At 63.1% G+C, this 26,150-nt stretch carries 19 protein-coding genes and 2 rRNA genes; 11 read left to right on the forward strand and 10 right to left on the reverse strand.

Going from position 1 to position 26,150, the window contains the following annotated elements; translation table 11 throughout:
* The first annotated feature begins 13 nt into the window (after positions 1 to 13).
* Positions 14 to 3,148 (forward strand): 23S ribosomal RNA (locus tag H351_RS13510).
* 159 nt (positions 3,149 to 3,307) lie between these two features.
* Positions 3,308 to 3,424 (forward strand): 5S ribosomal RNA (gene rrf / locus H351_RS13515).
* A 172-nt stretch (positions 3,425 to 3,596) separates the two neighbouring features.
* Here rrf and H351_RS13520 read toward each other — a convergent pair.
* Positions 3,597 to 4,235 carry a dihydrofolate reductase family protein gene (locus H351_RS13520; protein WP_244891488.1) on the reverse strand — a complete coding sequence of 213 codons (639 nt, stop codon included), beginning with the start codon at positions 4,233 to 4,235 and terminating at the stop codon, positions 3,597 to 3,599.
* A 130-nt stretch (positions 4,236 to 4,365) separates the two neighbouring features.
* Positions 4,366 to 5,958: an adenylate/guanylate cyclase domain-containing protein gene (locus H351_RS13525; RefSeq protein ID WP_029255701.1), complete on the reverse strand. Its 1,593-nt coding sequence runs from the start codon at positions 5,956 to 5,958 to the stop codon at positions 4,366 to 4,368.
* A gap of 42 nt (positions 5,959 to 6,000) precedes the next feature.
* Here H351_RS13525 and nucS point away from each other — a divergent pair, with 42 nt between their 5' ends.
* Both nucS and H351_RS32525 read left to right on the forward strand, forming a co-directional pair.
* Complete coding sequence (gene nucS, locus H351_RS13530) at positions 6,001 to 6,675, forward strand: endonuclease NucS (RefSeq protein WP_003945160.1); 675 nt, start codon at positions 6,001 to 6,003, stop codon at positions 6,673 to 6,675.
* A gap of 19 nt (positions 6,676 to 6,694) precedes the next feature.
* Positions 6,695 to 7,039 carry an ATP/GTP-binding protein gene (locus H351_RS32525; RefSeq protein WP_080656789.1) on the forward strand — a complete coding sequence of 115 codons (345 nt, stop codon included), beginning with the start codon at positions 6,695 to 6,697 and terminating at the stop codon, positions 7,037 to 7,039.
* 7 nt (positions 7,040 to 7,046) lie between these two features.
* Here the strand turns inward: H351_RS32525 and H351_RS13535 are convergent, their stop codons facing one another.
* Together H351_RS13535 and mce are read right to left on the reverse strand one after the other, a co-directional pair.
* A complete protein-coding gene (locus H351_RS13535; RefSeq protein WP_029255700.1) occupies positions 7,047 to 8,090 on the reverse strand; it encodes a hypothetical protein in 1,044 nt (347 codons plus the stop codon).
* Positions 8,091 to 8,130: 40 nt separating this feature from the next.
* Entirely contained in the window at positions 8,131 to 8,604 is a 474-nt protein-coding gene (mce, locus tag H351_RS13540) for a methylmalonyl-CoA epimerase (protein WP_020723660.1), read from the reverse strand.
* A gap of 107 nt (positions 8,605 to 8,711) precedes the next feature.
* On the opposite strand from mce, the gene H351_RS13545 reads away from it, so the two are divergent.
* The 3 genes from H351_RS13545 (at position 8,712) to H351_RS13555 (ending at position 11,370) form a co-directional block, all read left to right on the forward strand.
* Complete coding sequence (locus H351_RS13545) at positions 8,712 to 9,905, forward strand: acetyl-CoA C-acetyltransferase (RefSeq protein WP_029255699.1); 1,194 nt, start codon at positions 8,712 to 8,714, stop codon at positions 9,903 to 9,905.
* Between the two features lie 100 nt (positions 9,906 to 10,005).
* Entirely contained in the window at positions 10,006 to 10,368 is a 363-nt protein-coding gene (locus H351_RS13550) for a DUF3817 domain-containing protein (RefSeq protein ID WP_020908283.1), read from the forward strand.
* A 105-nt stretch (positions 10,369 to 10,473) separates the two neighbouring features.
* Positions 10,474 to 11,370 (forward strand): tetratricopeptide repeat protein, encoded by an 897-nt coding sequence (locus H351_RS13555; RefSeq protein ID WP_020970043.1) that lies wholly within the window; start codon positions 10,474 to 10,476, stop codon positions 11,368 to 11,370.
* Positions 11,371 to 11,388: 18 nt separating this feature from the next.
* Here the strand turns inward: H351_RS13555 and H351_RS13560 are convergent, their stop codons facing one another.
* The 3 genes from H351_RS13560 to H351_RS13570 are packed head-to-tail and all read right to left on the reverse strand — an operon-like array spanning position 11,389 to position 17,062.
* Positions 11,389 to 12,837 (reverse strand): neutral zinc metallopeptidase, encoded by a 1,449-nt coding sequence (locus H351_RS13560; protein ID WP_020970042.1) that lies wholly within the window; start codon positions 12,835 to 12,837, stop codon positions 11,389 to 11,391.
* On the reverse strand, positions 12,837 to 15,038 hold the full coding sequence (gene glgB, locus H351_RS13565) for a 1,4-alpha-glucan branching protein GlgB (protein ID WP_029255698.1): 2,202 nt from the start codon (positions 15,036 to 15,038) through the stop codon (positions 12,837 to 12,839). Before glgB ends, H351_RS13560 begins: the two co-directional genes overlap by 1 nt.
* A complete protein-coding gene (locus H351_RS13570) occupies positions 15,038 to 17,062 on the reverse strand; it encodes an alpha-1,4-glucan--maltose-1-phosphate maltosyltransferase (RefSeq protein ID WP_029255697.1) in 2,025 nt (674 codons plus the stop codon). Before H351_RS13570 ends, glgB begins: the two co-directional genes overlap by 1 nt.
* Before the next feature lie 177 nt (positions 17,063 to 17,239).
* Here H351_RS13570 and glgP point away from each other — a divergent pair, with 177 nt between their 5' ends.
* On the forward strand, positions 17,240 to 19,840 hold the full coding sequence (glgP, locus tag H351_RS13575) for an alpha-glucan family phosphorylase (protein ID WP_020970039.1): 2,601 nt from the start codon (positions 17,240 to 17,242) through the stop codon (positions 19,838 to 19,840).
* A gap of 68 nt (positions 19,841 to 19,908) precedes the next feature.
* On the opposite strand, the gene H351_RS13580 is transcribed toward glgP, so the two are convergent.
* The 3 genes from H351_RS13580 to H351_RS13590 are packed head-to-tail and all read right to left on the reverse strand — an operon-like array spanning position 19,909 to position 23,951.
* Positions 19,909 to 21,957, reverse strand: coding sequence for an ATP-dependent DNA helicase (locus H351_RS13580; RefSeq protein WP_019749155.1), 2,049 nt, complete (start codon positions 21,955 to 21,957; stop codon positions 19,909 to 19,911).
* Positions 21,958 to 21,966: 9 nt separating this feature from the next.
* A complete protein-coding gene (locus H351_RS13585; protein WP_021333460.1) occupies positions 21,967 to 22,614 on the reverse strand; it encodes an isochorismatase family protein in 648 nt (215 codons plus the stop codon).
* Positions 22,611 to 23,951, reverse strand: a complete 1,341-nt coding sequence (locus H351_RS13590) for a nicotinate phosphoribosyltransferase (protein ID WP_029255696.1) — start codon at positions 23,949 to 23,951, stop codon at positions 22,611 to 22,613. The genes H351_RS13585 and H351_RS13590 overlap by 4 nt, the downstream gene beginning before the upstream one ends.
* A 121-nt stretch (positions 23,952 to 24,072) precedes the next feature.
* On the opposite strand from H351_RS13590, the gene clpS reads away from it, so the two are divergent.
* The 3 genes from clpS to H351_RS13605 are packed head-to-tail and all read left to right on the forward strand — an operon-like array spanning position 24,073 to position 26,095.
* Complete coding sequence (gene clpS, locus H351_RS13595; RefSeq protein ID WP_029255695.1) at positions 24,073 to 24,384, forward strand: ATP-dependent Clp protease adapter ClpS; 312 nt, start codon at positions 24,073 to 24,075, stop codon at positions 24,382 to 24,384.
* A gap of 56 nt (positions 24,385 to 24,440) precedes the next feature.
* Positions 24,441 to 25,031 carry an oxidative stress transcriptional regulator AosR gene (gene aosR, locus H351_RS13600; RefSeq protein ID WP_003945318.1) on the forward strand — a complete coding sequence of 197 codons (591 nt, stop codon included), beginning with the start codon at positions 24,441 to 24,443 and terminating at the stop codon, positions 25,029 to 25,031.
* Entirely contained in the window at positions 25,028 to 26,095 is a 1,068-nt protein-coding gene (locus H351_RS13605; RefSeq protein WP_020970034.1) for a P1 family peptidase, read from the forward strand. Before aosR ends, H351_RS13605 begins: the two co-directional genes overlap by 4 nt.
* The last annotated feature ends 55 nt before the right edge of the window (positions 26,096 to 26,150 follow it).

Below are 26,150 nucleotides of genomic sequence, written 5' to 3' on the forward strand. Positions count from 1 at the left end.
GCGAGCATCTTTGTTGTAAGTAATGAAGAGCGTACGGTGGATGCCTTGGCACCAGGAGCCGATGAAGGACGTAGGAGGCTGCGATAAGCCTCGGGGAGCTGTCAACCGAGCTGTGATCCGAGGATGTCCGAATGGGGAAACCCAGCACGAGTGATGTCGTGTTACCCGCGCCTGAATATATAGGGCGTGTGGAGGGAACGTGGGGAAGTGAAACATCTCAGTACCCACAGGAAGAGAAAACAACCGTGATTCCGTGAGTAGTGGCGAGCGAAAGCGGAAGAGGCTAAACCATGGGTGTGTGATAGCCGGCAGGTGTTGCATTCGTGGGGTTGTGGGGTTCATTTTGTCTGTTCTGCCGAGCAGGCCAACAGTAAGAAATCACAGGGTTAGTGGAAGTGGTCTGGAACGGCCTGTCGTAGAGGGTGAGAATCCCGTACACGAAAACTTTGTGACTGTTGTAATGGAAACCCAAGTAGCACCGGGCCCGTGAAATCTGGTGTGAATCTGTCGGGACCACCCGATAAGCCTGAATACTCCCTGGTGACCGATAGCGGACTAGTACCGTGAGGGAAAGGTGAAAAGTACCCCGGGAGGGGAGTGAAATAGTACCTGAAACCGTGCGCTTACAATCCGTCAGAGCCTTCGAACAGTTTACTGTTGGGGGTGATGGCGTGCCTTTTGAAGAATGAGCCTGCGAGTTAGTGGCATGTCGCGAGGTTAACCCGTGTGGGGTAGCCGTAGCGAAAGCGAGTCCGAATAGGGCGATCGTAGTGGCATGCTCTAGACCCGAAGCGGAGTGATCTACCCATGGCCAGGTTGAAGCGACGGTAAGACGTCGTGGAGGACCGAACCCACTTAGGTTGAAAACTGAGGGGATGAGTTGTGGGTAGGGGTGAAAGGCCAATCAAACTCCGTGATAGCTGGTTCTCCCCGAAATGCATTTAGGTGCAGCGTCGCGTGTTTCTCACCGGAGGTAGAGCTACTGGATGGTCTAGGGGGCCCACAAGCTTACCGAAATCAGCCAAACTCCGAATGCCGGTGAGTGAGAGCGCGGCAGTGAGACTGCGGGCGATAAGGTTCGTAGTCGAGAGGGAAACAGCCCAGATCGCCAGCTAAGGTCCCTAAGCGTGTACTAAGTGGAAAAGGATGTGGGGTCGCGAAGACAACCAGGAGGTTGGCTTAGAAGCAGCCACCCTTGAAAGAGTGCGTAATAGCTCACTGGTCAAGTGATCCTGCGCCGACAATGTAGCGGGGCTCAAGTACACCACCGAAGCTGCGGCATTCACGCAATAGCCCCCAGTTGATCCAAGGATTTTCTGGCAGGTGTGTGGATGGGTAGGGGAGCGTCGTGTGGCCATGGAAGCGGCAGGGTGACCTAGCCGTGGAGGCCACACGAGTGAGAATGCAGGCATGAGTAGCGAAAGACGAGTGAGAAACTCGTCCGCCGAATGACCAAGGGTTCCTGGGCCAGGTTAATCCGCCCAGGGTGAGTCGGGACCTAAGACGAGGCCGACAGGCGTAGCCGATGGACAACGGGTTGATATTCCCGTACCCGTGTGAACGCGCCCATGGTGAATCAGTGATACTAACCATCCTGAAGCCACGAGAAGACCTTCGGGTCTCGAGTTGGTGGATGCATGGGACCTGATCTGGTAGTAGCCAAGCGATGGGGTGACGCAGGAAGGTAGCTGAGCCAGTCAGTGGTAATACTGGTGTAAGCGTGTAGGGCGTGACCTAGGCAAATCCGGGTCACACATAGCCTGAGACGTGATGCGTAGCCGATTGAGGCGAATTCAGTGATCCTATGCTGCCGAGAAAAGCCTCTAGCGAGCTTTCACACGGCCCGTACCCCAAACCGACACAGGTGGTCAGGTAGAGAATACTAAGGCGATCGAGATAACTATGGTTAAGGAACTCGGCAAAATGCCCCCGTAACTTCGGGAGAAGGGGGGCCCTGTCTGGTGACGACATTTACTGTCTGAGCTGGGTGGGGCCGCAGAGACCAGTGAGAAGCGACTGTTTACTAAAAACACAGGTCCGTGCGAAGTCGTAAGACGATGTATACGGACTGACGCCTGCCCGGTGCTGGAAGGTTAAGAGGACCGGTTAGTTCCTTCGGGAGCGAAGCTGAGAATTTAAGCCCCAGTAAACGGCGGTGGTAACTATAACCATCCTAAGGTAGCGAAATTCCTTGTCGGGTAAGTTCCGACCTGCACGAATGGCGTAACGACTTCTCAGCTGTCTCAACCGTAGACTCGGCGAAATTGCATTACGAGTAAAGATGCTCGTTACGCGCGGCAGGACGAAAAGACCCCGGGACCTTCACTACAGCTTGGTATTGGTGTTCGGTTCGGTTTGTGTAGGATAGGTGGGAGACTGTGAAACGGTGACGCCAGTTATCGTGGAGTCGTTGTTGAAATACCACTCTGATCGAATTGGACCTCTAACCTCGGACCATGATCTGGTTCAGGGACAGTGCCTGGTGGGTAGTTTAACTGGGGCGGTTGCCTCCCAAAATGTAACGGAGGCGCCCAAAGGTTCCCTCAGCCTGGTTGGCAATCAGGTGTCGAGTGCAAGTGCACAAGGGAGCTTGACTGTGAGACTGACAGGTCGAGCAGGGACGAAAGTCGGGACTAGTGATCCGGCACCGGCAAGTGGAAGCGGTGTCGCTCAACGGATAAAAGGTACCCCGGGGATAACAGGCTGATCTTCCCCAAGAGTCCATATCGACGGGATGGTTTGGCACCTCGATGTCGGCTCGTCGCATCCTGGGGCTGGAGTAGGTCCCAAGGGTTGGGCTGTTCGCCCATTAAAGCGGCACGCGAGCTGGGTTTAGAACGTCGTGAGACAGTTCGGTCTCTATCCGCCGCGCGCGTTAGAAACTTGAGGAAGGCTGTCCCTAGTACGAGAGGACCGGGACGGACGAACCTCTGGTGTGCCAGTTGTTCCGCCAGGAGCACCGCTGGTTAGCTACGTTCGGAAGGGATAACCGCTGAAAGCATCTAAGCGGGAAGCCTGTTCCAAGATGAGGTTTCTCACCCCCTCGAGGGGGTAAGGCCCCCGGCAGACCACCGGGTTGATAGGCCAGAACTGGAAGTGCAGTAATGCATGCAGGTGACTGGTACTAATAGGCCGAGGACTTACCACAAAGAAGCTACGCGTCCACTGTGCGGTATCTGAAACAACACACAGATACTGATGAGAAACTCTGTTTTCTCCGTCATCCATCCACCCGGTAACGGGTTCGGGTTGGTGCACGGTGAAACCAGGTGATCAGAAGTTGGTTACTGTGACAGTTTCATAGAGTTACGGCGGTCATAGCGAAGGGGAAACGCCCGGTCCCATTCCGAACCCGGAAGCTAAGCCCTTCAGCGCCGATGGTACTGCACTCGACAGGGTGTGGGAGAGTAGGACACCGCCGAACACAAATTAAGAGAAGCCCCCCAACCAGTGATGGTTGGGGGGCTTTCTCGTACCCAAAACACCCCACCCCGCATCGAGTGAACGACACACTCACCCTCTCAGACGAGGGGAACGATACGTTCACGCCATTGGGGGCGGGAGCACGACTGACGACGACAGGCGCTCTGCCCGGATCAGCCGATGCCGTCGGCGGTGGCAGTTGCATACTTCGGCCGGCCAATCGGCACATACCGCTGGATCGTCACGCCCTTTGGTGTGGCTCGAGATTCGGCCAGTTCGAGTGCGATATCCGGTCCGGTGTCGGGAAAGAGTCGCGTGCCCTGGCCTACGACCACCGGAACGATCAGCAGGATCATCTCGTCGACGAGATCGTTCGCCAGAAGCCAGCGGCACAATTCGCCACTGCCGTGCACCTGAAGCTCGCCGCCGGGTCTGGCTTTCAGTTCGCCGATCGCTGCGGCGGTGTCACCTGAAAGGGCCGTGGTGTTCTTCCATTGCGGATAGGTGACCGTTGTCGAGGCAAGATACTTGGGCCGCGTATTCAAGGCGCTTGCGATCGGGTTGACCTCTGGATTCTCGAACGCGCCCCAATAACCGGCGAAGATGCCATAGGTCCGCCGACCGAACAGGAAGGCGTCGGCGCGCTGGTAGACCTGGACGAGGTAAGACATGGCTTCTGTGTCCACCAGTGGCGCGGACCATCCGCCACGTTCGAATCCGCCGCGTCGATCTTCATCCGGCCCACCGAGTCCTTGCATCACCCCGTCGAGAGTGACGATGGTAAATGTCGTCAGTTTCATAGTCGTACCCATCTCCCCGGCATCGTCGGATTTCCGCTGTTTCGATATAGACCGTCGGGAAGCGGGAAAGTCATCGAGCGAACGTGGCGTTCATCGCCTTGGATCGACCGAACGTGCCGTTCGCTCAAGGTGGGCGGTGAGATCAGGGCTGAACGGGCACAGAGTCTGCCGGGATGGTCTCGGACTCCAAGGCGTCGCAGGGAACCGCGAGCTCGGTCTGTTCGAGGCGGCCACGAAGGGTGATGTTCTCGGTGATCGACCACTGTGCGGCTTCGGCGCTGTCAGCGGCGGCTACAGCCCGTCCGGACGCGGCGAGGTTACCCGGGACCGTCTTGGCGACCTCGGACAGTCGCGCTGCTTCGTTGACGGGATCACCGATGACGGTGTACTCGAACCTTTCTCGCGCACCGACGTTTCCGGCAACGGCAATTCCCGCAGCGACGCCGATACCCGCGCTCACTTCCGGAACTTCGGCACGCAGGCGCTGCTGAATCTTGCGGGCGGCGGCGAGTGCACTGCCGGCGTGATCGTCGAGTGTCGTCGGCGCTCCGAAAATCGCCAGCGCTGCGTCGCCCTCGAACTTGTTGACGAATCCGCCGTGTGCATCTACCTCGTCGACGATGACGTCGAAGAATCGATTGAGTAGAGCGACCACCGCGGTAGGGGAGTTGGTGGCCGCGATCGTGGTCGAACCGATGACGTCGACGAAGAGAACGGCAACGTCGCGTTCTTCACCGCCGAGTTCCGGGTTTCGGCGAACCGCGTTTGCGGCAACCTCGTGTCCGACGTGGCGCCCGAAGAGGTCGCGAATCCTCTCGCGCTCGCGCAGGCCCTCGGCCATGCGATTGAAGCCGGTCTGCAGCAGTCCCAGTTCGGTCCCGTCGTACACGACGACGGACGCGGTGAGGTCGCCACGGGTGACTTGTTCCATGCCTCGGCGTACGGACCGAATGGGGGCCGCGGCTGATCGGATGTTGATGTACGTCAGCCCGAGTCCGACGCACAGAGTGATCCCGCCGATGACGAGGATCGCGGTCGCGAGGGCTTGCCACGAAGCAGGTCGGATGAAGCTGAAGACCGCTACGAGCATCAAGCCGGTGACGGGGACCCCGCTTCCGAGCAGCCAGACGAGGATTGTCCGGCCGGTCAGTCCGAGAACGGCAGCCTTGCGGGGTGCTCCGGATTCGAGTGCACGCGCAGCAATCGGGCGGAGTGCGAACTCGCTGAGCAGGTAGCAGAAAGCGCAGGTGGTGATACCGCTGAAAGCCACGGTGAACAGAACTTTCGGAATGGTGTCGGGGTCGACGATTCCGTACATGGTCGTGAAGGTGATGAGCGCGGCCGTCCACAGGACGGCTTGCACTCGGGTCAGTCGCCACGGCCCGCGCAACGCCGCGCGTTGATTCTGCTCGGTTGGCCGGTGATCCTCGGTGGCCCACCGGAGATCCCTCATGAGGCGTTTGGTGCCCCACAGAAGTCCGATGAGAAAGACACACCCGATGAAGACGGGCACGGCAAGAAAGTTGATCCACGCGAATTCGGGGTGGATGATCTCGGGTCCGGGAACCACGAATCCGACGAGCACGATCGCCAGCACCGCTCCGATCAGGTTGGTGACCAGGAGAGGGGCGGTGAGTAGTGCCTGGACGCGGATTCGGCGGCGCCTGGGGCTTTCGTCGGTGGATCCGAGCAGCCACGACCCCAGGGGCGCACTCGGGACACGGCTTCGCTGCATAGTGTGTCGAGAGTAGTCGTAATGATCGCTTAGGGTGGTCCGGTGCGCCTAGTTATTGCTCGTTGCCGTGTCGATTATGTGGGACGCCTGACCTCCCACCTCCCTACCGCAAGACGACTGCTGTTGGTGAAGGCCGACGGCTCGGTCAGCATTCATGCCGACGATCGGGCGTACAAGCCGCTGAACTGGATGAGTCCGCCGTGCTGGTTGGTCGAGACCACCGGCGACAGCGACGACATCTTGTGGGTCGTCACCAACAAGGCGGGCGAGGAGCTTCGGATCACTCTCGAAGAGGTCGAGCACGATTCGTCGTATGAACTCGGTCTCGATCCGGGATTGATCAAGGACGGAGTCGAGGCACACCTTCAAGAACTTCTGGCGGAGCATGTCGAGACACTCGGCCCCGGCTACACATTGGTACGACGCGAGTACATGACGGCCATCGGGCCGGTCGACCTTCTGGTCCGTGACGCGGACGGTGCATCGGTGGCGGTGGAGATCAAGCGCCGCGGCGAGATCGACGGCGTCGAGCAGTTGACGCGGTACCTGGAGTTGCTCAACCGCGATCCTCTGCTCGCGCCGGTCACGGGAGTTTTTGCAGCGCAACAGATCAAGCCGCAGGCAAAGACTTTGGCCAACGACCGTGGGATCCGTTGCCTGGTCTTGGACTACGAGGCCTTGCGTGGTACAGAAAGCACCGAGTTCCGACTTTTCTGACGCTGTTTAGACTCGAACCATGCCGCGCCGCAAACCTTCGCCGAAGCAATCCCGTCGAACGGATACTCGGCGTGCTCGGAATTCGGGCGCGGAATCGCAGTCACCCAGTGGTGTGTTGTTCGGCGGGGCGCTGGTCCGGGAGGAACCGGGGCCGGGCGGTGAAATGTACATGGTGAGGCCGATACCCGGCTCCAACGCGACGAAGTTCTATCGGTGCCCCGGTTGTGATCACGACATCAGGCCCGGTGTCGCCCATGTAGTGACGTGGCCTTCGGAACCGGGCGGCGCGAACGAACGTCGACACTGGCACACCGGATGCTGGTCAGGCCGCGGAACTCGCAGCCTGACCAGACGGTGGTCCTGAGCGTCGATCAGTTCCGGGACTGGGCTCGCTGCTCGACGGCGCGGGTGTCGATCTCGGCGGTGTTGGTCTCGTCCGAGTCCTCGAGAACATCGTCTTCGTCGATACTCGGTTCTGAGTCGACCGGATCGGAGTCGGCCTTCTTGTCTTCGATCTCGAGATTTTCCTCGGCTTCGACGATGACCGGAGCGGGCGGTGCATCGAGGAGTTCGCTCTCCCGGTTGACCGATGCGAGCATGGCCGGAACCGAATCGAGTTGTCCCCGAATGCCCAAGAGCTGAGCCAGGATTCGACCACGGAGAACACGCAGTTCTTCGGTGAGTTCCTTCGCGTGAGCGATCTTGCGCTCGGACTGATCGGTGGCGGCCTGCAGCCTGCGCTGAGCCTCGTGCGACGCATCGGAGAGTCGACGCTCGGCCTCTGCCTTGCTCGACGACTCCAGGTCGTTGACGGCGGCGACGACCTTGGCGCGACGCTCGGACATCGAGATGTCGAAGTCTTCGCGGATCTGAGTGCGCTTGGCCTCGGACTCGGCAGCCAGGCGATCCCGCTCGGCCTGTGCGGCTTCGACGATCCGGGCGGCTTCGGTACGGGCCTGCGCCATGGTCTGCTCGTGCATGGTTTCCATCGCATTGCGACGGTCCTCGAGTTCGGCGATCAGCGACTCGTAGTGTCCGCGCAGTCGGGCGCCGTCCTGTTCGGCGATGGAGGTCATCTCGGCTGCGTCGGCCTCGGCCTTCGCGCGCACCTCGGAAGCCTCGTCGGAGGCAAGGCGCAGCATGCGGCTGATGCGATCGCTCATGCCCTCCGCAGTGGTGGGCGGTACCGAGAGGCGGTCGACGTCCTTGCGGAGGTCGTCGATGTCGTCGCGTGCATCGTCGAGCTGCTTGGCAAGGTCGCGGGCCTGCGCAGCGGCAGCATCACGATCGGCCGCGGTAACTCGCAGCTCCGCGTCGAATCGCTCGAAGTAGTTACGTACCTCGTCGCGGTCGTATCCCTTCCGTGCGATCTGGAACGGAAGTTGGATCGAACCGCGGTCCTGCTCGTATGCCATGGCGACAATCTACCTGGCATACGAGCTGGAGTCGGGTCTGCTAGTGGCTCGCGTCGGGTTCGACCAGTTCCACCAGGACGCCGCCGGCGTCCTTCGGGTGAATGAAGTTGATGCGCGAGTTGGCCGTACCGCGCCGGGGAGCGTCGTACAGCAACCGAACGCCGCGCTCGCGAAGCTCGGCGGAGATGGCGTCGATGTCGGTGACCCGGTAGGCGAGCTGCTGCAGTCCGGGGCCGCTTCGGTCGATGAACTTGGCGATGGTCGAGTTCTCGTCCAGTGGTGCGAGCAGCTGAACGGCAGTGGATCCGGCGGGGGAGCCGACGACGGAGAGCATGGCTTCGCGCACGCCCTGCGATTCGTTGATTTCCTCGTGGGTCGACACCATGCCCAGGTGCTGCGTGTACCACGCGATTGCCGCGTCGAGATCGGGCACCGCGATTCCGACGTGATCGATCGCGACGACGAGGTCGGACGACAAAGGTGCGAGTGCAGAACTGGGGGAGGTCTGTGTCATACCTTTCACGGTAGCGCTACCGTTTGAGGAGTACACGTCGGGATGTGACTTGGCTCTTAGGCCGCACGGAACCGACGACTATGTCTCTTTTGCAGCCGGAGGAAATCGTGACCAGTTCTGTGATTGTTGCGGGAGCTCGTACCCCGATGGGTCGACTCCTCGGATCGTTGAAAGACCTCTCCGGGTCCGACCTCGGCGGCATCGCCATCAAAGGCGCCCTCGACAAGTCCGGAGTCGCCCCCGAACAAGTCGACTACGTCATCATGGGACAGGTCCTCACCGCCGGCGCCGGCCAGATGCCCGCCCGCCAAGCCGCCGTCGCCGCCGGCATCCCCATGAACGTCCCCGCCCTGAGCATCAACAAAGTGTGCCTCTCCGGCATCGACGCCATCGCCCTCGCCGACCAACTCATCCGCGCCGGCGAATTCGACATCGTCGTCGCCGGCGGGCAGGAATCGATGTCCCGCGCACCCCACATGCTCGAAAAAAGCCGCGAAGGCTTCAAATACGGCGACGTCACCCTCCGCGACCACATGGCCTACGACGGCCTCCACGACATCTTCACCGACCAGGCCATGGGCCTGCTCACCGAACAAGTCAACCAACAAGAAACCGCCCACATCACCCGCGCCGAGCAGGACGCCTTCGCCGCCGCCTCACACCAGAACGCGGCCCGCGCCTGGAAAGACGGCTACTTCGACAACGAAGTAGTCCCCGTCTCCATCCCCCAACGCAAGGGCGAGCCGATCGTCTTCGCGCAGGACGAAGGCATCCGCGCCGACACCACCACCGAATCCCTCGGCAAACTGCGTCCCGCGTTCAGCAAGGACGGCACCATCACCGCCGGCTCCGCCTCCCCGATCTCCGACGGCGCCGCCGCCGTGATCGTGATGAGCAAAACCAAAGCCGAAGAGCTCGGCCTGACCTGGATCGCGGAAATCGGCGCCCACGGCGTCGTCGCCGGACCCGACTCCACCCTCCAGTCCCAACCCGCCCGCGCCATCGCCAAGGCCTGCGCCAAGGAAGGCATCGACCCCACCGACCTCGACCTCGTCGAAATCAACGAAGCGTTCGCCGCCGTCGGGATCGCATCCACCCGCGAACTCGGCCTCGACCCCGCCAAGGTCAACGTCAACGGCGGCGCCATCGCCGTCGGACACCCCCTCGGCATGTCCGGCGCCCGCATTGCCCTGCACCTCGCCCTCGAACTGCAACGCCGCGGCGGCGGCATCGGCGCAGCCGCACTCTGCGGCGGCGGCGGACAAGGCGACGCACTCATCATCCGCGTCCCCAAGGCGTGAGTGTCTAAATACACCTGAACGAGCGCTCTCGCTCTGCGACGCCCCGTGGTTTTGCTCACACAACTACGGGGCGTCGTAGTTGTTCGGGCACAATGGCCTCATGGCGAACATCTTTGACGTATCCACTCCCGCGAAACGCTTCCGTCTGGTGGCGTGGTGGGAAGCTGTGACCTGGGCGGCCTTGCTGGTTGCCATGTTCTTCAAGTGGGTCCTCGGACACGAAGAAGCGATTCGCATCCCCGGAATGGTCCACGGCACCGCGGGCTTCCTGGTGTTCATCGTTGTTGCTCTGCTGACTGCGTGGTCGCTCAAGTGGGATATCAAGACCACGATCCTTGCGCTGATCTCGAGCGTTCCCCCGTTCGGCACCGTGATATTCGAACGCTGGGCAGTGCGAAACGGCAAGCTCGGTGAGCTGTCCACGGAGTTCGAGGCGTCCAAGGGCAACGCGGCGCTCGTCTGAGTGCTGCATCCCTCTACGTAGCTTCGCGCAACTCGTGACAAACTGGGAGTCGTGACTCGACCAGGTTCCAGGCCCCCCGCGCGTTCGTCCGCAGTTGCTGCCGCCATGAGCGGCGCAGTCGACTTGTCCGCCTTCAAAGAGCGGGCCACGGCCCCACCACCGCCGCGTAACACCAGCGGCGACGGGGCCGTTTCTGCTGTCTCCGGGGCAGTGATCGAGGTGACCGAGGAGAACTTCGAAAGCGAAGTCCTGCTGAAGTCGAGCCAGGTGCCGGTCATCGTCAACATCGGTGGCCGCGCATACGAGCCCTCGGTCGTGTTCACCGAAGTTCTCGAATCATTGGCGGCGCGCGCCGGCGGCAAGTGGATTCTTGCCAACGTCGACGTCGACGTGAGTCCTCGCATCGCGCAGGCATTCGGTGTCCAGTCGGTGCCGACGGTTGTTGCCGTCGCAGCTGGTCAGCCGTTGGCCGATTTTCAGGGCGCTCAGCCAGAGGCGCAGCTCAGTCAGTGGTTCGACGCAGTGCTCCAAGCTGTCGAGGGCAAGTTGAGTGGGCCGGTGTCCGACGGGGACGAACCGGTGGAGGAGGTCGAGGATCCTCGCTTCGTGGCCGCTGAAACCGCGCTGGACGAGGGCGATCTCGACGCCGCCATCGCTGCGTACCAGGTGATTCTCGACGCCGAACCCAACAACGCGGAGGCCAAGAGCGCTGTCCGCCAGGTGAAGTTCATGGCTCGGGTTCAGGGCGTCGATCCCGAGTCGATTGCGGCTGCGGATGCTGATCCGTCCAATCTCGAACTGCAGTTCGCTGCGGCCGACCTGGAAATGTTCGCCCAGCAACCCGAGGCTGCGTTCGCTCGCTTGATCTCGGTGGTATCGCGAACTGCCGGCGACGACAAGGCCGCAGCGCGGACGCGCCTGCTCGAGCTGTTCGAACTGTTCGACCCGGCAGAACCGATCGTCATCGCGGCCCGGCGTAAGTTGGCTTCCGCTCTCTACTGACGTGTGGACCGGCAGCCGCTACTCCGTGTAGCGGCTGTCGCACACTTCCCGGCCACCCAGTACACCGGTCCGGAACGCGTCTACGCGTGCAAACCCGCTCGGCACCGTCTCACCATTGACGTCACTGGCGGCGAGGCCGTCGGTCAGCAGCCCCGATACGGCTTCGTCGAGGTCGCCGGGGGAGAGTGTGACTTGAGCTCCGGACGCCGCAGCGTTGGTGGGACTGAGCGCTGCGGTGATGACGCCGGACAGGCAGGCGGCGCGCAAGGCAGTCTGCGGAGTGTCGAGCGATTGGCCGTTCTCCTTCTGCATCGCGAGGGTGTACCTCGACGCGAGCAGGACGTAGGCGTTGTAGTCGCCGGTGATGTTGGTCTGGATCAACTCACGTCGACCGACGCGACCCGGCGTGCCGCGCTCGGCCAGGTCGTCGACGCTGATTCCGATGGTGTTCGTCGACGGGCAGTACGAGACGGGCTCGGTCGCAACGGCGTCGCTGCACCCGGTGTCTGCGCCGGTGAACACGACCTTCGGCGGCTCGGGTAGATCGAAGATTGCTTGGAATGTCTTCACGAACTCGTCGAGCGTTGCCTCGGTGACAGGCAGTTCTCCGGAGTCGTTGCCTTCGGCGAACTGTTGCGGGAGGTCTGCGCGTCGTGACTCGATTTCGTCGGCGTCCATCTTCGCGCAGGCGCCGGCGCCGTCGGTGAAGCCGATCTGAGTGGCGGTGACGCGCTCGAACGCCGAACCATGGTGGCTCTCAGGATCATTAGGGTCTTCGTCGCGGATGGCGACCGCCGAGGCCAACACCTTGTTGAGGCCGTCGGAGGTGTTCATCGTGAAGTGTGCGGCCTTGTCCTCCGCGACGTGCCGCAAGAAGGCACCACCGAAACAGTCGGCTTGCTGTTCTCGCACCAGGGCCGCATCTCGTTTGCCGCCGACGATCCCGGCTTTGCGTTGAACCGCGTGGCCGTACTCGTGCGCGAAGATGAAGGCGACGGCCACTTCACCGAACTTCTCTCGTACCTCGGGCAGCAGCAGTTCGCGATCCCAACCGATTGTGTGATCGATGCTGCAGTACCCGGCGTTGATGAGTTCTTCGGTGGTCTCCTCGCAGAAGTCCGGGCCGTTCGATTCGGTGGGGTCCCACGAGATCAGCTCGTCGACCGGTTCGAAGGGCTTGTCGAACAGAGCCGGGTACTCGGCGGCCCAGTAGGTTTCGATGTCGGTGATGGCGTTGGCCGCCAGGGCGTCGATGTCCCCGCCGTCGGTGCCGGTGATTGCTCGGTCGGCATTGGGGGCTCCGGGGCGCAATCCGCTGGGGCCTGCTGTTGCGTCGAGTCCGGCGACGCGGAACGGATCGTGATAGATCGAGACGGCGTGCCCGTTCGTTCCGCTGGCACAACCGGCGAGCAGTGCGGCCACTGCGAACAGTGACGACGTGACAATGACTACTCGCCGGCCGACCATCAACGCTCCAGACTTATCCAAATCGCTCCAGCAGCTGGCAGCGCCACCTGTGCGGAGGCTGGCCGACCGTGCCACGAACGCGACGTTGCCGTGACCGCTCCGAGGTTCCCGACTCCGGAGCCGCCATACACCTCGGCATCGGTGTTGAGAATTTCCACCCATCGGCCGGGCTCTGGTAGCCCGACGCGGTAGCTCGAGTGCTCGCTGCCCGAAAAGTTGAACAGGCAGGCGACAATCGAACCGTCAGTACCGTAACGCAGAAAACTGAGGACGTTGTTCTCGGTGTCGTTGGCGTCGATCCAGGAGTATCCGCCGGGGGAGGTGTCGAGGGTCCACATCGCCGGATGGCGTCGGTACGCGGAGTTGAGATCTCCGACCAGTCGCTGGACGCCGCGGTGGAGAGTGCCGGTGTACTGATCGTCGAGTTGCCACCAGTCGAGGCCGCGTTCTTCGGACCATTCCGCGCTCTGACCGAACTCCTGTCCCATGAACAGCAGTTGCTTGCCCGGATGCGCCCACATGTACGCAAGCAGTGAGCGCAGGCCGGAAGCCTTGGCGAAGTCGTTGCCGGGCATCCGGGTCCACAGAGTTCCCTTGCCGTGCACCACTTCGTCATGGCTGATCGGTAGCAGGTAGTTCTCACTCCACGCGTACATCAGCGAGAAAGTGATCTCGTGATGGTGGTAAGTCCGGTGCACCGGGTCGTGACCGAGGAATCCGAGGGTGTCGTGCATCCACCCCATGTTCCATTTCATGTTGAACCCGAGGCCACCGACATTGGTCGCCCGAGTGACTCCGGGCCACGCCGTCGACTCCTCGGCGACGGTGACGACTCCTCGGTGGTTCTTGTGGACGGTGGCGTTCATCTCCTGCAGGAACGCAACAGCTTCGAGATTCTCGCGGCCACCGTGAATGTTGGGAGTCCATCCACCTTCCGGACGTGAGTAGTCCAGGTACAGCATCGATGCGACGGCGTCGACGCGCAGTCCGTCGATGTGGAACTCCTCGAGCCAGAAGAGCGCGTTGGCGACGAGGAAGTTTCGGACCTCGCGGCGACCGAAGTCGAATACGTATGTGCCCCAGTCCAACTGCTCGCCGCGACGCGGATCGGCGTGCTCGTACAACGGCGTTCCGTCGAAACGGGCAAGCGCCCATTCGTCTTTGGGGAAGTGTGCAGGAACCCAGTCGACGATGACGCCTATCCCTGCGGCGTGCAGGTGGTCGACGAACCAGCGGAAGTCGTCCGGGGTGCCGAAGCGGGAGGTCGGTGCGTAGTACGAGGTGACCTGGTACCCCCACGATCCACCGAACGGATGCTCGGAGACGGGCAGCAGTTCGACGTGGGTGAATCCGGTTTCGGTGACGTATACGGCGAGTTGCTCGGCCATCTGCCGGTAGTCGAGTCCCGGACGCCACGATCCGAGGTGCACCTCGTACACGCTCATCGGGGACTGCGAAGGGTCGACACCAGCGCGGGTTTCCAGCCAGGCCGCGTCGTTCCATTCGTGCGAACTGGTGGTCACTCGCGACGCCGTCGCCGGCGGTACCTCGGTACCGAAGGCCATGGGATCGGCCTTGTCGCGAACCGAGCCGTCGTGGCCGTGGACCCGGAACTTGTAGAGCGAACCGACTGCGATGTCGGGCAGGAAGAGTTCCCAGACCCCGGTGGAGCCGAGGACTCGCATGGGGGCGAATTGCCCACTCCACCCGTCGAAGTCGCCGACGACGGTCACGCCGCGGGCGGCCGGAGCCCAGACGGCGAACGAGGTGCCGTCGACGGGTCCGTCCGGTGTCTCGTACGAACGCGGATGTGCGCCGAGGATGTCCCACAGTCGTTCGTGCCGACCTTCGCCGAACAGGTGAAGGTCGAGTTCACCGAGAGTCGGCAGGAATCGGTAAGGGTCGGCTGCGAGAACTGTGTGGCCACCCGGGTACGTCACGGAATAGCGATAGTCGATCAGGTCGGGGTGGGGGACCAGGGCCGCGAATATTCCGTGCGAAACATGTTCGAGAGGAAAGGTTTTGCCGCCGATGACGGCGCTGACGGACTCGGCGTTGGGACGCAACGCTCGGAGAACGGTGCCGTCGGCGTGGGGATGGGCGCCGAGGACACTGTGCGGATCGTGATGTTCACCGCGCGCCAACAGTTCCAGATCGTGATTGTCCGGCGCGATACCCGAAGGGGACTTTTCGGTTGGCATCACTTGCCTCCACCTGCGCGGTGCGCATTGCGAGCTTGGTAGGCCAGAGAGATCCGGGCCGGATACGGAACGGGTGGGAGCGCGAGGATGTGCGCCACCGAACGCCAGGGCTCGAGCCGGACGAAATTGGCCTGGCCCCAATTGAACTGCTCGCCGGTAACCTCGTCGAGCACGGTCATGTGGTCGTGCCATTCGCGTCCGAGCGCCGGCATGTCCAACCAGACGGTGCCCTCTTCTGCCGCGAACGGGTTGAGGTTGATCACCGTCAGGACGGCGTCACCGGTCGAGGCGTCGAACTTCGAGTAGGCGATCAACGCGTCGTTGTCGATGTGGTGAAAGTGCAGGTTCCGCAACTGCTGCAGGGCCGGGTGTGCACGCCGGATGCGATTGAGTGCGGTGATCCACGGCTCGAGAGATTCGCCTCGCGCTGCCGCTTCGGCGAAACGGCGCGGACGAAGTTCGTACTTCTCGGAGTCGAGGTATTCCTCGCTGCCGGGGCGAACGGCTTGATGTTCGTAGAGTTCGTAACCGGAGTAGACGCCCCACGTCGGCGCCAGGGTGGCGGCGAGAGCTGCTCGCAGTGCAAACATTCCGGGCCCACCGTGCTGGAGGGACTCGTGCAGGATGTCCGGTGTGTTCACGAAGAGGTTCGGTCGGGCCTCGTCGGCCTTTGCCGCCAGCTCGTTACCGAATTCGGTGAGCTCCCACTTTGCAACTCGCCAGGTGAAGTACGTGTACGACTGCGTGAACCCGCGCCTGGCAAGGCCGTACATGCGCGCCGGACGAGTGAAAGCCTCGGCGAGGAACAAGACGTCGGGGTCGGTTTTCTTGACCTCCGAGATGAGTGTTTCCCAGAAGTTGGGCGGCTTGGTGTGCGGGTTGTCGACACGAAAGATCTTGACTCCGGCGTTGATCCAGTGACGGACCACGCGCAGGATTTCCTTGTCCAGACCGCGAGGATCGGTGTCGAAGTTGATCGGGTAGATGTCCTGATACTTCTTGGGCGGGTTCTCGGCGTAGGCGATGGTGCCGTCGGGAAGGACGTTGAACCACTCCGGATGCTTCTGAGCCCATGGATGATCCGGGGCGCACTGCAGCGCGAGATCCAGTGCCACTTCGAGATCCAGCTTGCGGGCCGCAGCGACGAAGGCCTTGAAGTCCTTGAGCGTGCCGAGTTGGGGGTGAACAGCGTCGTGCCCGCCGTCGGCAGAGCCGATCGCCCACGGCGAACCAACGTCGCCGGGTTCGGGGGTGAGGGTGTTGTTGCGTCCCTTGCGGTTGATCTCGCCGATGGGATGGATCGGAGGAAGGTAGACGACGTCGAAACCCATTGCGGCGATGCGGGGCAGGTCTTCGGCAGAGGTACGGAACGTGCCGTGCTGCGGTACTCCGTTCTCGTCCCATCCACCGGTCGAGCGGGGGAAGAACTCGTACCAGGAGCCGAACAGTGCACGGTTGCGATCAACGACGACGGGGTGGGACTCGCCCTTGGTGACCAGTTCGCGAAGCGGAGTGGCGCGGAGCAGTTCGGCGACGTCGGAGGCGAAGGCCGGAGCGACGCGAGCAGTCAGCGCCTGATCGCTGCGCAGCGACGCCGTGACGGCCTCGAGCCTGGACCTGTTGCCCCGCGGCACTTCGTGCGCGGCCTTTTCGAACAGGCGCGCACCGATTTCCAGGTCGTTGGCCAACTCGGCCGCCCCTTGCCCGACGGCGAGCTTTGCTTCCACGGCGTGCTTCCAGGTGGCGATGGGATCGCTCCACGCCTCGATCCGGAACGACCACATACCTTCGGCGGACGGCGTGAACACCGCGTCGACGGTGTCCGGTTCGGTCCCGGGATCCATCGGAATGCGCAGCGGCTTGGTACCGCGCGGACCACGCACGACAAGAGTGGCGGAAATGGCGTCGTGGCCTTCTCGCCACACGGTGGCGTGCACCGGGAAGACTTCACCGACCACGGCCTTTGCCGGATAGTTACCCGAGATCTCGGGTACCACGTCGTCGATACCGAGGCGTCCTGACACGGGAAGCTCCATTTCTGATGATGGATCGCGGTAAAACTTTCTTTCGCCGGGTTCAACCGTAGTGGGTGCGACGCTGGAGTGCTGATAACGACGAATTCGGGTCTGTCGGTGGTCAGGTCGGCTCGGGCGTTCGGTTCCACCGGACAGAGTGCAAGGAACTCGACTAGGGTTCGCGGGGTGAAAGCCTTGCGTCGGTTCACTGTCCGAGCCCACATTCCGGAGCGCCTTGCCGCGCTCGGCCCCCTGTCCACCAACCTTCGGTGGTCGTGGCATCCCGAGACACAGGATCTGTTCTCGCGACTCGACCCCGAACTCTGGCAAGCAGTCCAGTTCGATCCGGTCCGCATGCTCGGGGAAGTCAACCCCACCCGTCTCGACGAACTCAGCAGTGACGAGGCATTTCTCGGTGACCTCGACACTGCAGCAGCCGATCTCGATGCCTATCTGAGCACGCCGCGCTGGTATCAGTCCCAGCAGGCCAAGGGCACATCGTTGGCTGGCGGAATTGCGTACTTCTCCATGGAGTTCGGAGTCAGCGAAGTTCTGCCCAACTACTCCGGCGGATTGGGCATCCTCGCGGGCGATCACCTCAAGGCCGCGTCCGACCTCGGGCTGCCGCTCATCGGCGTCGGACTGCTCTACCGATCCGGCTACTTCCGCCAGTCGCTGACCGCCGACGGTTGGCAGGCCGAGCACTACCCGCCGCACGACCCTCAAGGGTTGCCTCTTCGTTTGCTGACGGACGCAGGCCCGACTTCCGACGACGGATCACCGGTTGTCATTCACGTCGCGATGCCCGGTGGACGAGTGCTGCGTGCGCGAGTGTGGATCGCTCAGGTCGGACGAGTGCCGTTGCTGCTGCTCGATTCCGACATCTCCGAGAACGACGCGGATCTGCGCGGCGTCACTGACCGTCTTTACGGTGGGGACCAGGATCACCGCATCAAGCAGGAGATCCTCGCAGGTATCGGCGGCGTCCGCGCGGTGCGTGCCTACACCGCGGCGTACGGATTGCCCGATCCCGAGGTTTTCCACATGAACGAGGGGCATGCCGGATTCCTCGGCATCGAACGGATTCGGGAACTTGTGACCACCAGCGGTCTGGACTTCGATTCGGCTCTGGCCGCGGTCCGCGCCGGAACGGTCTTCACGACGCATACTCCGGTTCCCGCCGGAATCGACCGCTTCCCGGCGGATCTGGTCCGTCACTACTTCGGCGGAGCGAACGGCGAGAACGAATCGAGTTTGCTTCCCGGACTGACCGTCGACCGCATCGTCGGGATGGGGCGCGAATCCGATCCGTCGATCTTCAACATGGCGCACATGGGTCTTCGCCTGGGCCAGCGAGCCAATGGCGTCTCGAAGTTGCACGGCATCGTCAGTCGCGACATGTTCAACGGTCTCTGGCCGGGATTCGACGCCGACGAGGTGCCGATCGGATCTGTCACCAACGGTGTCCACGCTCCGACGTGGGCGGCGCCGGAGTGGATGGACGTGGCCAGGCGGATCGTGGGGCAGGAGCAACTCGAAGAAGCGCGAGGTTGGGAGCGCCTACACGAGTTGTCGGCCACCGAACTGTGGGAGACACGTAATGCGTTGCGCGGCAAGTTGGTCGACGAAGTCCGTCGTCGCGTCCGAGCGTCGTGGCTCGAACGCGGCGCGACCGAAGCTGAACTCGGCTGGACCACTGGAGTTTTCGATCCCAACGTCTTGACTGTCGGATTCGCCAGGCGCGTGCCTACGTACAAGCGGTTGACGCTGATGCTGCGTGATCCCGAGCGTCTGCGTGCGATGTTGCTCGACGAGAAGCGTCCGGTGCAGTTGGTGGTGGCCGGTAAGTCGCACCCCGCCGACGACGGCGGTAAGGCACTCATCCAGCAGGTCGTCCGGTTCGCCGACGAAGCGGATGTGCGTCACCGCATCGTCTTCCTGCCCGACTACGACATGTCGATGGCCCGGTACCTCTACTGGGGCTGCGACGTGTGGCTCAACAACCCACTTCGCCCACTCGAGGCGTGCGGCACTTCCGGCATGAAGTCCGCGCTCAACGGTGGACTCAACCTCTCCATTCGCGACGGATGGTGGGACGAGATGTACGACGGCGAGAACGGGTGGGCCATTCCGACGGCCGACGGTGTTCTCGACGACGTGCGGCGTGACGATCTGGAAGCCAGCGCGCTCTACGAACTTCTCGAGCACGCGGTACTGCCGACGTTCTACGACCGTGATGCAGCCGATCTGCCGACACGCTGGGTCGAGAGGGTTCGCCACACCCTCGAGAATCTGGGCCCGAAGGTGTTGGCATCACGCATGGTTCGTGACTACGCCGTCGACTACTACGCCCCTTCGGCGGAATCAGCTCGAGCGGTAGTGGCGGACGATTTTGCCGGCGCGCGTGAGGTGGCCGAGTTCCGTCGTCGCATCGAATCGCAGTGGCCGTCGGTCGCCGTCGAGCAGGTGGACGGTTCCGGCTTGCCGGACACTCCGGAGATCGGTGCGACCATCTCGTTGAAGGCCAAGGTCCGCCTCGGCGGCTTGTCGGTCTCGGATGTCCAGGTCCAGGCAGTCCTGGGACGCGTCAGTCCGGGCGAGGAACTCACCGACGTGGTGACGTTCCCGATGACACACTTCGGCGCCGAGGAAGGAACCGAGATCTTCGAAGCCGAGGTTGCGCTTCCGGTCTCCGGTTCCGTGGGATACACCGTGCGGGTGCTGCCGCATCACCGGTTGTTGGTCGATGCGTCCGAACTCGGGTTGGTGACCACTCCGAGCGTCTGACGTATTGCATTCTGCCCCGGTCCGTTCGGTCGGTACCGGGGCAGAATTGTGTCCGCGTGAGAACTGGCTCAGGGACGTGAGTCGCGGATGCGGGTGAGCGCCTTGCGGACGACTTCGGGGTTGGTCGTCTCCCAGAAGGGCGGCAGCGATGCGCGAAGGTAACCCGCGTATCTCGCCGTGGCCAGACGCGGATCGAGCACGGCCACCACGCCCTTGTCGTCGGTGCTGCGAAGCAGGCGACCCACGCCCTGTGCCAGGAGCAGCGCCGCGTGATTGGCCGAGACGCTGAGAAAGCCGTTACCGCCATGGGATTCGATGGCTTGTTGGCGAGCCATCAACAGTGGATCGTCCGGGCGCGGGAACGGAATCCGGTCCAAGATGACGAGGCTCAGCGATGGGCCAGGGACATCGACGCCCTGCCACAGGGACAACGTGCCGAACAGTGACGTGGGTTCGTCCTTGGCGAAGGCCTTGACGAGGGTGCCGGTGGCGTCGTCGCCCTGGCACAGGATCGGGGTGTCGAGGCGTTCGCGCATCGCCTCCGACGCGGCTTTGGCGGCGCGCATCGAGGAGAACAAGCCGAGGGTGCGTCCGCCGGCGGCCTCGACGAGTTCGGCGATCTCGTCGAGATAGACCGGGGAGAGGCCGTCTCGGCCGGGCGTGGGCAGGTGGCGGGCGATGTAGATGATGCCGGCCTTGGCATGGTCGAAGGGCGACCCGACGTCGAGTGAGTTCCAGCGGAAAGCCGAAGCGTCAGAAGGTGCTTCGGTGCCGATGGCCGTACCCGAGTCAGGGCGCACCGACGATTCCGCAGGAAGGCCCCAGTTGACGGCGAGACCGTCGAACGATCCGCCGACGGTCAGCGTCGCGGAGGTGAGAACGACGGTGGATTCGGCGAACAGTCGCGAGCGCAGCAATCCACCGACGGAGAGCGGAGCCATCCGGACGGAGCGCCGAACCGATCCGCGGAACTCGTCCGAGGACAGCCAGACGACGTCCTTGCGCTTGGCCGGGTCTGGTTCGTCGAAGGCGGTGAGAATACGCACGGCACTGTCGTGGACGTCGTCGACGGACGAGAGCGCAGCGTTGCGGGCTGCAGCGGCTTCGGGGTCTGCGGCTGCCATGCCCGGTTTGGCCGGACCGATCGCGGTGCGCAGCGACCAGGCCGCATCGCGTATCGCGGCCAGTGCGGGGGCTGCCCCGTCCGGGAGGCCTTCCCATCGACCTGGACGCAATTCCTCGAGGAGTCCCGCCCAACCCTCGCCGGCAGCTTCGAGTCGGTCGGCGTCCTGCTCTTCGGCGATCTTGCCGCAACGCCTGGCCGCGGCACTGATCGACGAAGCTGTGAGATCGGCCGTGGCAACGCCGGTGACGCGGTCGACCAACTCGTGGGCTTCGTCGATCACCACGACGTCATGGTCAGGGAGGATCTGGATGCCGGTGATGGCGTCGATAGCGAGCAGTGCGTGGTTGGTGACGACGACGTCGGCCTTAGACGCCTCGACGCGGGCGCGCTCGGCGAAGCAGTCCTCACCGACCGGGCACTGGTTCTTTCCGATGCACTCGCGGGAGGTGACGCTGACCTGCCGCCACGCCTGATCGGATACGCCCGGTACCAATTCGTCACGATCACCGGTTTCGGTGTCGGAGGACCATTCGGTGAGGCGGACGACCTCCCGGCCGAGACGCGAGACCGTGAACGGATCGAACAACTCGTCCTCGGGTGGCTGTTCGGACGCGCCGGTGTGGATCTTGTTCATGCACAGGTAGTTGTTGCGGCCCTTGAGGATTGCGAACTCGGCGCGCCGGCCGAGTGGCTTCTTCAGTGCATCGGCCAGCCGTGGCAGATCTCGATCGACGAGCTGGCGCTGAAGCGCGATGGTGGCGGTGGACACGACCACAGTGCGCCCAGACTCGACCGCATGGCGCAGGCTCGGAACGAGGTAGGCGAGTGACTTACCGGTACCGGTGCCGGCCTGGACGGCCAGATGCTCGCCCGTGTCGATCGAGTGCGCCACGGCCGACGCCATCGTCAGCTGACTGGTTCGTTCGGCACCGCCGAGCGACCGCACCGCTGTCTGGAGCAGTTCGGGAACGTTCGGGAGTTGATCGGCCACCCACGAAGGTTAATGGATCCCTACGTCAGAAACGTCCACGGATGATTCCCGGGGTAGTTCCCCGGCATTCGAGTCTTCTTCCGACGACGCCTCGTCTCGCCCGATCAGCTGCACTCCCGCCTCCTGCATCTGTACCAATGCCGACTCGATCGTGGCAGTCGACACACCTGCGGTGAAGGGGAGAAGGACCGTCGTGGCGAATCCCGCGCGCGCCGCGTCGATGGCCGTGGCCTTGACACAGTGATCTGTGGCAATGCCGATCACGTCGACGTCGGTGATCTTGTGGGCGCGGAGCCAGTCCTCGAGCGTCGTGCCGTCCTCGGCTGCTCCTTCGAAACCGGAATAGGCCGCGCTGTAGGCGCCCTTGGAGAAGATCGCCGAACCGGCGACGGAAGCGTCGAACGCCGGGTGGAACTCGGCGCCGGCCGTCCCGACGACGCAGTGAATCGGCCAACTGTCGACGAAGTCTGGGGTCTCGGAGAAATGCGCCCCAGGATCGATGTGGAAATCGCGAGTCGCGACTACGGCGTCGTACTCGTGGGAGTTGACGAAATCGTTGACGGCCGCCGCAACCGCAGCGCCGCCGTCGACCGCGAGAGCGCCACCTTCACAGAAATCGTTCTGAACGTCGACGACGATCAGTGCTTTTGCACTCACTGGTGCTCACCTCCGGAGAATCGAACGGGCACAGCCGAGTCTCCGCGCGAGAGCTTGAGTCCTTCCCACGGCAGGCTCACGAGCCCGGCCTTCAGAACTGCGCGGCTCTCTTCGAGCGTCGGTGCGCTCTCGACGACCTTGCCTTCGCGAACCAACGGGATCAGCAGTTCGGTCGCGCCGTCCGCCTCGGAAACCGGAGCGGGCGAGCCGGCAGGGTAGATGACTTCTTCGACGATCGTTCCGGTCGGGCGAACCACGCGCAGTGCCTTCTTGGCGCCGCCGCGAGATGCCTTGTTGGTGCTTCTCTTCTCGACCGCGATTCCGTCGACCTCGACCAGCTTGTAAACCATGCCTGCGGTGGGTGCGCCTGATCCGGTGACCAGTGAAGTACCGACGCCGTACGAGTCGACGGGTTCGGCGCGCAGAGCCGCGATCGCGTACTCGTCCAGGTCGCCGGAGACGACGATGCGTGTCTTGGTAGCACCGAGATCGTCGAGTTGTTGGCGTACCTGACGAGCAAGAACGCCAAGATCGCCGGAGTCGATGCGAACCCCGCCCAGCTCGGGACCGGCAACGGCGACAGCCGTTTTCACACCCTCGGTGATGTCGTAGGTATCGACGAGCAACGTGGTGGATACGCCGAGTGCCGCGACCTGACCGCGGAATGCCGCTGCCTCGTCCGGACCGTCTTCGGTGGTGTGCAGGAGAGTGAAGGCGTGTGCACTGGTACCCGCGCTGGGTACGTCGTGACGCCGCGCGGCTTCGAGGTTGGAGGTGGCGTCGAAGCCGGCGAGATACGCGGCACGTGAAGCGGCGACGGCGGCCTGTTCGTGTGTGCGACGCGAGCCCATCTCGATCATCCGTCGACCGCCCGCTGCGCTCACCATGCGGGCTGCGGCCGAAGCGATCGCGCTGTCGTGGTTGAGGATCGAGAGAATCAAGGTTTCGAGGATGACGCACTCGGCGAACGTTCCGCGGACCGAGAGGATCGGTGAGCCGGGGAAGTAGAAGTCGCCCTCGCGGTAGCCGTCGATGTCACCGGTGAATCGATAGTTGCGCAGCCACTCGACGGTCGTGTCGTCGAGGAATCTCGCAACGATCGCCAGTTCCGGTTCACCGAACCGGAACTGCTCGAGTGCGTCGAGAAGGCGTTCGGTACCGGCGACGACGCCGTAGCGACGACCGTCTGGCAGCCGCCGTGCGAATACCTCGAAACTGCAGTTGCGGAAGGCAGATCCGTCGGCGAGAGCCGCCGAGAGCATGGTCAGTTCGTACTGATCGGTGAGCAGTGCGGTGCTGGCACCGGCGTCGCGGATGTCGGAAATTTGCGTAGGCACGCACACAACTCTATGCGCGAGACGACGTGGGTGGGTGTTGTCGCCTCTCGTCGCGCCGTACCCTGGATACATGGTTTTCGGCGGCGCGACCGTGTCCGGCACTTACTCGGCGAACGTAACGATGAGAGGCGCTACGGCTTCCTCTCCTCAAGCCACGCCCGAGCAGTCGGAGGCTGTTGCGACCATCGAAGCCGCAGATCGGCCCTGGGTGACCATCGTCTGGGACGACCCGGTCAATCTCATGCATTACGTGACTTACGTGTTCCAGAAGTTGTTCGGTTACAGCAAAGCCAAGGCCACCGACCTGATGATGCAGGTCCATTCGGAGGGCAAGGCCGTGGTCTCGAGCGGTTCGCGCGACAAGATGGAGGCCGATGTTCGTCGCCTCCACGCTGCCGGTCTATGGGCCACGATGCAACGCGACGACACCTGAGAAAAGCACTTTTTCGACCGATTTGTTCGCCTAACTCGTAGACGGGAGTCCGACGCGTGCGGACGTGGAGTAGGAAGAGTTCACTCGGCGGAGTGAAGTTCAAGTCCGAGATGGACGGCCACGAGGCGGCGGTTCTGCGCTCGCTCGTGGAGTCGGTGACCGGGCTTCTCGACGAGCGCGCGTCTTCGGCGCCGCAAGACGAGCTCGCTGCCCTGACGGGCCTTCGTACCGGAAACTCGGAGACGCCCGACAATCCGGTGTTGGCGCGTTTGCTTCCCGACTTCCAGCGCACCGATCCGGACAAGGTCGCTCCGGACAGTGACGATCTCGACGACGCCGGCGCCAATGTCAACGGCGCGCTGCGTAGTTTGCACGAACCCGAGATCATCGACGCCAAGCGTGAGTCCGCTCGCATGTTGTTGGCTTCGCTTCCGGAGGCCGGCGGCAAGGTCGTTCTCACGCAGGAACAGGCCGATGCGTGGCTGTCCTCGCTCAACGACGTCCGTCTCGCGCTCGGAACCAATCTCGGCATCGACGCCGACACCCCGGAGAGCCTCGAACCCGACGACCCGCGCGCCCCGCATCTCGACGTCTATCACTGGTTGACGTGGATGCAGGACTCCCTCGTCCAGGCGCTCATGCCATGACCACGACGCGGACCGGGCCCACTGATTCACTGACAGATGTCGCCGGCCTCGCTGTCGGTCATCACCACAAGCTCGACGAGGGAGCCACTCTCGGAAGCGGCGCAGCCACCGGCTGCACGGTCGTGCTCGCGTCGGCCGGTGTGGTTGCCGGAGTCGACGTCCGCGGCGGCGGTCCGGGTACCCGCGAGACCGACCTACTCGACCCGAGCCATTCGGTCCAGCAGGTCAATGCCGTGCTGTTGACCGGCGGTAGTGCCTACGGACTTGCCGCGGCCGATGGAGTGATGCGCTGGCTCGAGGAACACGATCGCGGGATCGCGATGGGTGCTCCTGGTCAGGTGGTACCGATCGTGCCCGGCGCCGTGATCTTCGATCTGCCGGTGGGGGACTGGACCGTTCGTCCGACCGGAGACTTCGGATTCCTCGCTGCCGACACCGCTTCGCGCGAATTCGCCACGGGCACGGTCGGCGCCGGGGTAGGTGCCAGAGCCGGAGCGCTCAAGGGTGGGGTGGGAACGGCCAGCGTCGTGATCGCCGACGGCCCGGCCGAGGGTACGACGGTCTCCGCGTTGATCGTGGCGAACCCGGTGGGTTCGGTCTTCGATCCGAGAACAGGCTTGCCGTGGGGCGTCGGCTCGGACGGGGCGGAGTCGTTCGGGCTCAGGCTTCCCGACGCGTCCGAACTCGCGGCGGCCAACGCCGTTGCAGCCAAGGGAACAGTCCTCAACACCACGATCGGTGTGGTCGCCACTGACGCCGCCTTGACAAAAGCCGGGTGCCGACGCGTCGCCGTCGCAGGGCATGACGGTCTGGCTCGTGCGATTCGGCCCGCGCATTCGCCACTCGACGGCGACACGATCTTTGCGCTCGCCACCGGCGATCACACTCCGAATTCGGAGATCGCAGTTCCGGCCGCTTTCCCGAACGATCTGCCGATACTCGACGCGGTGTGTGCCGCCTCGGCGCAGGTTGTCGAACGTGCGATCGTCACAGCGATTCTCGACGCCACGTCGGTAGCCGGAATCCCGAGCTACCGCGAGCTCTTTCCGTCGGCATTTCTCTAGGCAGCACTCCTGGAATCGGCGGTAATCTCGAATTGAGCCTGGTCGCGAGTGACCG

Origin of the sequence: Rhodococcus erythropolis R138, from assembly GCF_000696675.2 — a bacterium.
GTDB lineage: Bacteria > Actinomycetota > Actinomycetes > Mycobacteriales > Mycobacteriaceae > Rhodococcus_F > Rhodococcus_F erythropolis.